We start from the raw sequence: 9,800 nt of genomic DNA on the forward strand, positions 1-9,800 counted from the left end.
CCGCCAGCAATCGATCAATCATCGTATCTCTACTCATTTCCAGCGAAAAGATGATCGGTAAATGCCCACTATTTCCTGCATGGAAGGCGAAATGATTGAGCACGTCTGTTTTGCCCATCGACGGACGACCCGCGATGACGATGTATTCACTATCTTGAAAACCGTCTAATACGTCATCCAAATCGATCAATCCAGTCGGAGTCCCTTTCTTTTTGATCAATGGTTGAAATGGCCTTTCGTGTTGTCTGATCAAATCATCCGTTATAGACAACGTCTGGCTCGTTGTTTCACATGCTTGCAGCTTATCGAAAGCTTGCTGGATTTCTGCGATGCTCCAGTTATTTTGACTCGCTTGTTGGAGTAACACATGCTTTTCCTGCTCTTTCCATTGTTCGATGAGAAATTCTTTATATTCATCAAAGCGTGCAGGATTTGCGAATCGACGAAGTTCCGCTAAATAATTCGCACCTCCAAGTTCTTTCGCTTCACCGACTAGCAGCATCGTTATATAATCCACCGATTTTTCCCGTTGAACTAATTCACGCATGACGCTGTAGATTTGTTTATGGACAGTTGTAGTGAAATGGTCCGATTGTAAGCCACTGTCAAGTATTAAATAATTCTCCTGCATCATCGTTCCAAGTAAACTTCTTTCCGCAAATTCATAACCCATTTACTGGTCCCCCTTCTCCATAGTCAAGTGTTGGTGCTCGATAGCTAACAACTTTCCTCGTCTCATTCACCGGCACTTCCGACGGTACTTCATTCAAATAGTTTTCAAAATTCGTTGCACTGAATAAAGTGGAAGGTCGTAAATATTTACAGAACGTTGGATCATTCAGCCATTGTGCGGTTTTGGTGTTAATGACTGCTTTGAAATCATCCACTGTATAGCCTTCACTGATCCGATCATTGAGCAAACTTCTCGTAGTTTTTGAATGAGCTTTGAATGTTTTATTGATTTTTTGATTGAGATAATTGATGACAGAAGCGATCACGTCGAGATTCTCCTCGACGTATTCTTTATTCTTTGTAGTAGTCTTACACTCTTTGGTTATTGGCCTATGCAAATTCGCCAGGTCGAGCTGTGTATTTTTATCCTCATCACCTAGGCAAGACTTCCGCTCTAGCACTGTAAGTTGTAGTGCTCTCAATTCTTCATTTGCATAATTCACTCGATACCATTTGGTGTTATCAATTTTCATTCGGTTGTATACCGCAGAGACGATCCACCCACCTTTCTCCAGTTTGCGAATGATGCGCCGAATCGTATCCGCCGACCAATAAGGGAATTCTGTTCTCCAGCCTTCATAGCTGTTATACACCCACCTATAGCCATCCCGAATATTTTTAGACATGAGCGAACGGTAATGCAATTGTTGCAGAAATAACGCTTCCTTCATTCCAATTTTCATTACTAATGAAGGTAAGGATTGGTAAGGTGATTCGTCTAGTAATAGCTTCATTTGTTTGCCTCCTATCATCCGTCTATTAAGTGAACTCCCTGTTCTTTCTTTCACCCCCTATATAGACGCGGATGAAAAAAAGGATACACTTTTTTTATTTTATTTTTTTATACGACAAAAAAGAGTGTGATCCATTGTGGATTACACTCTTTTTTGGGGCTTAGCAGTTATTGAATATTATTTAAAACGCCAGATAATGGTTGGACAATAAAATTCTCACGGAAAGCTAGAACCCGGTCTATAAGCGCGAGTCTACTTCTCCACCGATAAAAAAGCACATCCCCAAACTGGAATGTGCTTTTCATCATTTACTAAAATCTATTTTTTTCGAAAGAGCTAGCATAATCATGCCGCCAATAGTCATCGACAATAACTCGCCTAGGCCGACTGTGAACCAGGTAAACCAGAACGGTAAACCATACAGCAACGTCAACTGGCCAGCAATACTAAACATCGAGAAGACTGCAATGAGAGCCATGCAGACAAATTTCATCTTCATCGACTTCATATTTTTCGTAGCTGCTCGACTAATGATCAGTACAAGAAACGTCGCAAGTCCGCCAACGGGAACGTCTAAGAACCATGTCGGGGAAAAGAAGTTCGCTAGTACAACGCCTGCTGTTACGGCGATCACATATCGCTTATGAAACAGAGCCAAGTAGTTGAACATTTCCGATAGACGTAGTTGAATCGCACCGAAGCTGACGACAGCAAGCATGACCGTAACAGCCACATATAAGCTAGCTACGATGGCCATCTTCGCAATCTCTCCAACAGCTATGCGCGGTCGCTCTTTTGAGAGTAACGTCATCTATATTCCTCCTTTATAAAACAGCATCGAAAGCTGTTTTAGTAATAACTACGGACAAAGGAAGAGAGAGCCTATCGCTCTTTCAAGAAGTTCCGTAGTGCAGCCGTACAGACTGCTTGCCTAGTATAGCAGAAATGATGGATACTGGATACTATTACTTTGCGGTCCACCCTCCATCAATGGGAATCACGGTACCGTGGATATAACTAGCTGCGTTTGACGCCAAGTACAATGTTAGTTTAGCTACTTCTTCGGGTTGCGCCCAGCGACCGGCCGGTGTTTCATCCGCCACCCACTTCGCCATTTCGCCATCACCCGCAAAATCCGCGGCATTCATCGGTGTTTGAATTGCGCCCGGTGCAATCGCATTTGCGCGGATTCCTTCTCTGCAATAATCCATCGACAGTTGTTTCGTATAGCCGATGACCGCGTGCTTCGATGCAGTATACGCCGCACCGCCACCGCCCGCCACCAAGCCAGCAATCGATGCCATATTAACAATTACGCCAGACTTCTTTCCAAGCATTTGCGGCAAAACAGCATTCGTCACGAGAAACATTCCCTTACTATTCGTATCCATAATGCGATCCCATAGCGCTTCATCCGTTTCCAATGTTTTTGCGAAACCGTCAAGCACACCCGCTGTATTACACAAAATATCAATAGCCCCCGCCTGCGTCACCGCCTCTAAAACGTCGGCACGATCGCGCACACTCCCCGCTGTAAAACGAAAGCCATCGTAAATATCCGCCAATGAAGTCAAACCCGCTTGATCCACATCAAAACCATAAACATTCGCACCATTGTTAAGAAACTCGACAGCCTGGGCACGCCCAATTCCTGAAGCCGCCCCTGTTATAAATACATTCTTGCCTGCAAATTCATGTTGCACTATAATTTCCTCCAATCAAAAAAGCCCATGGTTACCCATGCGCTCATTGTCATTCTATTACTCAACAATCTTCCAATCTTCCGCCAGCAAATCGCATACAGTCGGCGTAAACATCGTGTAACCTTCCCCGCGCACATTGATCACGAAATACGGATTCATCGTTTCACCGTCTAGTGTTTCCGCCGGGACCAGTTTCACATAAAGTTCAGCACCTCCCCAATTCCCGCGGATCACTTTTTCGCCCGCTTTCAGACACGGCAAGATTTCTTCGAAGTTCATTTAGTTACATCCTTCCTCACGTACATAGAGTTTTTCGGTAGCTTTAGATTACCATAGCTGGTTTGGGTGGACAAGATAACCGGCATCTATGAGCGCGGGAACGCTTTCTATGAGCGCGAGTACACTTTCTATGAGCGCGGGAACGCTTTCTATGAGCGTGAGATCGCTTTCTATGAGCGCGGGATCACTTTCTATGAGCGTGAGTACACTTTCTATGAGCGCGGGATCGCTTTCTATGAGCGCGAGTACGCTTTCTATGAGCGCGAGATCGCTTTCTATGAGCGTGAGATCGCTTTCTATGAGCGCGGGAACGCTTTCTATGAGCGCGGGATCGCTTTCTATGAGCGCGGGAACGCTTTCTATGAGTGCGGGATCACTTTCTATGAGCGCGAGATCGCTTTCTATGAGCGCGAGATCACTTTCTATGAGCGCGGGATCGCTTTCTATGAGCGCGAGTACGCTTTCTATGAGCGCGAGATCGCTTTCTATGAGCGTGAGATTGCTTTCTATGAGCGTGAGATTGCTTTCTATGAGCGCGGGATCGCTTTCTATGAGCGCGGGAGCGCGGGAACGCTTTCTATGAGCGTGAGATCGCTTTCTATGAGCGCGGGATCACTTTCTATGAGCGTGAGATCGCTTTCTATGAGCGCGAGATCACTTTCTATGAGCGTGAGAACGTTTTCTATGAGCGTGAGAACGATTTCTATGAGCGCGGGAACACTTTCTATGAGCGCGGGAACACTTTCTATGAGCGCGGGATCGCTTTCTATGAGCGCGCCCACAAAAAACAAGCCACACTCCATGAATGCTCATAGAATGTGGCTTCACCAGTTATTTCTTTTTATTGCATTAGACCGTCAGATGAATTGAAGTGTACTTTATATCGGCCGTATTCTGTCTCTGCATTAAATACGTATTGGTCGAATGTATACGGCTCATCAGTGACAGGGTCTAGTTCAATTTGTTGTGTTTTTGTTACGTATTTGATTGCGACATCCTTATAGTTATAAGATTTATATTCTTCTTGTATGACCTTTTTCGCTTCGTCTACTGTCAGTTGGAAGTTCTTTGTTCCAACTGGGACATACTTGAAGGTCGCCACTTTCCATTTACCGTCTTGCTTCTTGAATGTGTAGTCCAAAAATCCGCCAGTGGAGATGCCATTTTGGAATTCTATTGTCTGGACTTGAAGCGTGTTTGTGTCCGGTTGAGTGAATTGGAAACGGACATAAGGCTCCATACGCAATTGCGGAAGGGCACTTGAATAGCATTCTACACACGCTTTCGGATAATAAGATTCTAAGCTGTTATCCACAAAATCTTTCGTAGCATATGGATACAAATCTGTTTTTATATCGTTAAACGGTTGACCATTCATTTGGCCTTTTCTCATCGTGTGTTCAATAAAATGAGTCAGTCGATTCGTTAGATCCCATGCTTTTCCTTTTGTTACTTTATCCGTAACTGGGCGAGCATCCCGTACAAGAATCGCGCGGTACAAGAACTCCGCATAGTGTGCACGTGTGACGGACACATTAGGTGAAAATTCGCCTTGATACCCTTTCGCTACACCGCTAGCAAATAGCGCATTCGCATGAACATAACCCCAATGATCCAAATAGACATCATAGAATGCATTTTGTTTTGTCATATGAAGATCGAATGCTAGATCCAATACTTTCGCCATCTGGATACGCGTAATCGGTGCATCTGGATTGAATCTTCCATCCACTCCTCCGCTGACGATACCGGCTTCTGATAATTTCATGATGGAAGTGTAGTACGGATGCGTCTTCGGTACATCCGAAAACTTCACTTGACTGCTCGTTAACTGAGGCAACTTCAGTGCTTTGTCTAATAATGCAGCGACATGTTTACGGCTAATAGGGTCTTGCGGTCGGAACGTTCCATCCGGGTACCCTCCAATAAGCCCTAGCTCCTGCATATACTGGATTGCTTTATAATTCGAGTGAGTCGTTGGCACATCTTTAAAGTCTTTTACCGCCGCTTGATTAACTCCTATAAAAATAGTAAATGACAACATCACGAACAATAGAGTACATACAAAACTTCGACTGAACTTCTTCATAACCTGTTCCTCCTCGCATACTATTTTTGTCGTATGTATAGTACTTGTTCATTCTATTTTACTCTATAGAACGGCATTCGTATATACCTAATTTTGGAATATTTGAACTTTTTTGTATAGACTTAACCGAATAACTAAAGAATGTATCTTTTCAATGACCTTATAAGGTTCTTTACCCTATTATCAATGAAAGATGCTTCTATTTTTAAATTTATTTTCCTCGCCCCAGATTACGATCTAACATCCGACTCAGACTATTTTTCCAGTTCGATTGGTGGCTTCTATTCTATCCCCAATAGGCTAGAAAATTCTTGGCCTCTCCGTACCGCACCTAGTTGTAGTTTCCCTGAAATAATCCAATTTCACGGAATGTCGTAGAATTCATCCTGCATGAATGTGCGTTTTATTGTGACTCGCACGGAGAGGAAGTTTGTTTCAAAGGGTGTTGCGTAAGACTTTTGAAGCGTTACGTGTGCTTTAAGTACACATGTGGAGATTTTTTGTATTGCGGGAGGAATGCACTGTGCGTGGGATGATACATTCTATGAGCGACAACCACGAGTCTATGAGCGCAGAATCAACATCTATGAGCGACAACCACGAATCTATGAGCGCAGATGAAAGAACAAAAAAAGCGTTCAAATGCCTATATGCATTTGAACGCTTTTTTACGTAGTCCAATTAAAAGAACCCGCTATCCGCGTGGAACGTAATAGTATCCCGTCCATTCATTCCTTCTACTATGAACTTATATTGATCAAACGGATACTTTTCATGTGTAGAATAATCTTCACCCATAAGCTGAGTTTTCGAGACGTATGTGACGTCAACATCGCCATATCCATTACGTCGATAATCCTCTTTCACAATAAACTTCGCTTCATCGATTGTCAGACTAAGATTCTTCTTCCCTACAGACGTATTGTAGTAGTCTGCCAGTTTCCATTGTCCCGATGTCTGTTTTATTACAGCATCAATAAATCCACCTACTATTTGTCGATTTCTAAATTGAGCCGTTTGAATCGTTAGCGTATTCGCATCAGGTTGTTGGAATTCAAAGCGCACCTGAACTTCTGTTATTAAAGGATATAATAGATAATCATCATAATCTGGAGAAACGGCTTGATACACTTCCTTCAGAAAGCCATCTGCAAATGCCGGAGTTGCGTAGGGCAACAGGTCTGAACGAATCTGATTGAACGTTTTATTATTTTCTTCACCTAGTAGCAATACACGCTCAATTTGTGAATTTAACCGATTAAATTTATCTAACGCCGCCTCTTTTTTAAATTTATCCGTGCCAGGTTGAGGGGTTTTCATATGAATGGATCGATTGAGAAACTCCGCGTAGTGCGCGCGTGTGACAGGATGGTTCGGAAGGAAGAACCCCTGATTTCCTTTCGCCACATCATTTGAAAATAACGCATTCGCATGAACATATCCCCAATGAGTTACCAAAATGTCATGAAATCCAGAGTAATCCGTCATATTGAAATCAAAGGCCAAATCCAATACTTTTGCCATCTGAACACGTGTAATCGCTGCTTCAGGATTAAAATTCCCATCCAATCCACCACTCACAATCCCCGCATTCGCCAACTTCATAATGGGCACATAGTACGGATGACTTTTTGGCACATCGTTAAAAACCACTTTTGACTCTGACGGATGCGGTAACTTCAATGCCTTATCCAATAAAGCCGCCACGTGCTTCCGGCTAATCTTTTCACTTGGCCTGAACGTACCATCCGGGTAGCCACTAATAAACCCTGCTTTCTGCATCTCTTGAATCGCCGCATAGTTCGAATGCTTCTTTGAGACATCCTTAAACTCCATCGCTGTCGCTTCAGTAGAACTTACATAAACGAGCGACATCACCAGCAACAGTATTGTGCACACCATTAATCGAAATGCTTTCATACTCTCACTCCTCCGTCCGCTATTTGGCTATGTTAGCCGGTTATTTACATCGTAACAATATTCTGATTATTTGTATACGTGCATTAAGTAGTATATGAAACTCACATTGTCCAGAACTTTGAAAACTTTTGTATAGTGCGAATGAGAAAACAAAGGACGACATTCTGATGATCATAAGATGCTTCAGATTGTAAAATAACTCTCTTCAAGCTTTCGTTCTACTCCTACTTATGCTTTACTTACGGTATTAGATATTTACTAGAAAGGCGGCAATATATGATTAAATTGCGCGGTCATCACATATTTTGTTTATTAGGTTATCGTGGGATAGGTTACTCGAAGGAGTATGCGGAAAACATGACAGCAGTCCATACTGTATTACGGCAACGACCGGATACATTGATTCAGATCATGAAAGGTCCGGATCATTTATGTGCGAAGTTTCCTGATGATCAACCCTATCATTGTGAAGATAAAGGGATTTACGTGCGAGATTCGGAGATTTTGAAGCGGCTCGGGCTAAAGTTCGGAGATGTGTTACCTTGGCGAGAAATAGAACGGCGCATTCGGATCGAAGTCGTGCCTTCTGATATCGCTGTAATTTGTGAGACTTGTTCGTGGCGCCCGTATGGTTATTGCGAGCAAGGCGTGGAGCGAATTATTGATGCGACTGGATTACAGGAAGTCGAGCATAATTAAAAAGAAGTGATGGAAACCGCAATCGTTTCCATCACTTCTTCTAGTTAATAATACATCCCTGAATCTGAATCAACTTCCACCGTTTCGGTACCGTAGTCTGTCACAATCGTGAATGTATAGACGTCATATGTGTACTTTTCATTCGATACAATATCTTTTCCAGTCACTTGCTTCTTGGATTTATAGGTAACCCAGACCGTGTCGTTATAGAGTAAGTAATCATTTCTAATAATCTGTTCCGCTTCTTCAATCGTCAGCTTAAAATTCTTTTTCCCAACTAAATCATATGTGTAATCTTCCATTTTCCATTTCCCAGCATCTTGCTTGAATAGGTAACCTACAAACCCGCCATGTGCCAACCCATCCCCAAACTCTACTGTTTGAACGCTAATTCTATTTGGGGAAGTCTGGGTGAAATCAAAGCGCAACTTAAATTCTGTTCGTAATTGGAACGGGAATAAAAATTGATCGCATTCTGTACAGACGTATGGATAATATTCACGAAGATTGCCTTCCACAAATTCTGATGTCGCATACTTCAGTAATTCTGGACGAATTTGAGCAAAGGTTTTCTTCTGTCTTTTACCTTCAATTAACGTATATTCAATCAAATTCGTCAGTCGATTCGATAAATCAATCGCTTTGTTTTTCGTCACTTTACCAAGAGTAGGGTCAGCTTTTTTCGCTTCTATTGCACGGTTTAGAAACTCCGCATAATGGGCACGCGTAACCGTTCGATTCGGATAGAAACGCCCTTGATCCCCTCTTGCTACTCCACTCGCTGCTAATGCAGTGGCATGGACATAACCCCAATGATTGCGATTGACATCTTCAAATGAATCATAGGTCGTCATATTAAAATCGTATGCCAAGTCTAATACTTTCGCCATTTGAATACGAGTGATTGGCGCTTCAGGATTAAATTTCCCATCGAGTCCACCACTGAAAATCCCTGCTTCGGTTAAGTTCATAATCGATGAATAGTACGCGTGATTTTTCGGTACATCTTTGTAGATTACTTTACCCGCTGTGTAATCCGGTAGTTTTAATGCTTTATCCAATAACTTCGCTACGTGTTTACGGCTAATGCTTTGACTCGGACGAAATGTACCGTCTGGATAGCCGGAAATATAGCCAGCTTCTTGGATCGCTTGAATCGCTTCATAGTTCGGATGCTTCTTCGGCACATCTTTGAATTCCTTCGTTGCAGCAGAACCAGTTCCCATATTGTTAACAGATACGGCGAACAACAATGCAGTGAACAACACAACTCGAATGATTTTCTTCATGTATTCCCTCCTCTAATAGTTTGACTAACATTTACCAGTCGCTACCATTCTATCATTTAATTACTAGGCGGATATAACGATATATAGCAATAGTCCCCAACGCACAGAAAGGTTGTTTTGGCATTGGGTCATTTTAGTAATTTCTAAACACTTCATGACGCTTCTTACTATAGAATAGTTTTCATCACTGAACTCACTTCGGCGCTAGCGGATGGCTCCCGCTTGTCAGGCGCCTTCGTTCAGTTAGGAAAATAAATAGCATTGTACATTGAAAGTTGGTTAATAATTCAGTTTGTTCAAGACACATCAATACGCTTCTGTATGTGGAGAAGTGATCATCACTGAACCCACTGCG

Annotated in this window: 11 protein-coding genes and 1 pseudogene (1 of these 12 only partly in view); 3 read left to right on the forward strand and 9 right to left on the reverse strand. The window is 42.6% G+C overall.

Annotated elements, in window-relative coordinates; all coding sequences use genetic code 11:
• The 5 genes and pseudogenes from ORD22_RS11730 to ORD22_RS11750 form a co-directional block, all read right to left on the reverse strand.
• A pseudogene (locus ORD22_RS11730) lies at nt 1-673 on the reverse strand (replicative DNA helicase) (it extends 572 nt beyond the left edge of the window).
• Complete coding sequence (locus tag ORD22_RS11735; RefSeq protein WP_317646198.1) at nt 663-1,466, reverse strand: conserved phage C-terminal domain-containing protein; 804 nt, start codon at nt 1,464-1,466, stop codon at nt 663-665. The pseudogene ORD22_RS11730 and the gene ORD22_RS11735 overlap by 11 nt, the downstream one beginning before the upstream one ends.
• Before the next feature lie 304 nt (nt 1,467-1,770).
• A complete protein-coding gene (locus ORD22_RS11740) occupies nt 1,771-2,277 on the reverse strand; it encodes a QueT transporter family protein (RefSeq protein WP_317646200.1) in 507 nt (168 codons plus the stop codon).
• Between the two features lie 154 nt (nt 2,278-2,431).
• The gene (locus tag ORD22_RS11745) at nt 2,432-3,169 is read right to left on the reverse strand and encodes a 3-oxoacyl-ACP reductase (RefSeq protein WP_411567648.1); all 738 of its coding nucleotides are present in this window, start codon (nt 3,167-3,169) and stop codon (nt 2,432-2,434) included.
• Nucleotides 3,170-3,226: 57 nt separating this feature from the next.
• A complete protein-coding gene (locus ORD22_RS11750) occupies nt 3,227-3,448 on the reverse strand; it encodes a DUF2829 domain-containing protein (RefSeq protein ID WP_317646201.1) in 222 nt (73 codons plus the stop codon).
• Nucleotides 3,449-3,536: 88 nt separating this feature from the next.
• Between ORD22_RS11750 and ORD22_RS11755 the strand changes: the two genes are divergently transcribed.
• Complete coding sequence (locus ORD22_RS11755) at nt 3,537-4,031, forward strand: hypothetical protein (protein WP_317646202.1); 495 nt, start codon at nt 3,537-3,539, stop codon at nt 4,029-4,031.
• Here the strand turns inward: ORD22_RS11755 and ORD22_RS11760 are convergent.
• On the reverse strand, nt 3,997-4,251 hold the full coding sequence (locus ORD22_RS11760; protein ID WP_317646203.1) for a hypothetical protein: 255 nt from the start codon (nt 4,249-4,251) through the stop codon (nt 3,997-3,999). The two genes, ORD22_RS11755 and ORD22_RS11760, sit on opposite strands and share 35 nt — an antisense overlap.
• 38 nt (nt 4,252-4,289) lie before the next feature.
• Nucleotides 4,290-5,537, reverse strand: coding sequence for an S-layer homology domain-containing protein (locus ORD22_RS11765; RefSeq protein ID WP_317646204.1), 1,248 nt, complete (start codon nt 5,535-5,537; stop codon nt 4,290-4,292).
• Between the two features lie 523 nt (nt 5,538-6,060).
• Here ORD22_RS11765 and ORD22_RS11770 point away from each other — a divergent pair.
• A complete protein-coding gene (locus tag ORD22_RS11770; protein WP_317646205.1) occupies nt 6,061-6,213 on the forward strand; it encodes a hypothetical protein in 153 nt (50 codons plus the stop codon).
• A 5-nt stretch (nt 6,214-6,218) separates the two neighbouring features.
• Here the strand turns inward: ORD22_RS11770 and ORD22_RS11775 are convergent, their stop codons facing one another.
• Nucleotides 6,219-7,457, reverse strand: a complete 1,239-nt coding sequence (locus ORD22_RS11775) for an S-layer homology domain-containing protein (protein ID WP_317646206.1) — start codon at nt 7,455-7,457, stop codon at nt 6,219-6,221.
• 276 nt (nt 7,458-7,733) lie between these two features.
• On the opposite strand from ORD22_RS11775, the gene ORD22_RS11780 reads away from it, so the two are divergent.
• On the forward strand, nt 7,734-8,156 hold the full coding sequence (locus tag ORD22_RS11780; protein WP_317646207.1) for a DUF1284 domain-containing protein: 423 nt from the start codon (nt 7,734-7,736) through the stop codon (nt 8,154-8,156).
• Nucleotides 8,157-8,200: 44 nt separating this feature from the next.
• On the opposite strand, the gene ORD22_RS11785 is transcribed toward ORD22_RS11780, so the two are convergent.
• Complete coding sequence (locus ORD22_RS11785; protein WP_317646208.1) at nt 8,201-9,445, reverse strand: S-layer homology domain-containing protein; 1,245 nt, start codon at nt 9,443-9,445, stop codon at nt 8,201-8,203.
• Nucleotides 9,446-9,800: the final 355 nt, after the last annotated feature.

Origin of the sequence: Sporosarcina sp. GW1-11, assembly GCF_033088395.1 — a bacterium.
Lineage (GTDB): Bacteria > Bacillota > Bacilli > Bacillales_A > Planococcaceae > Sporosarcina.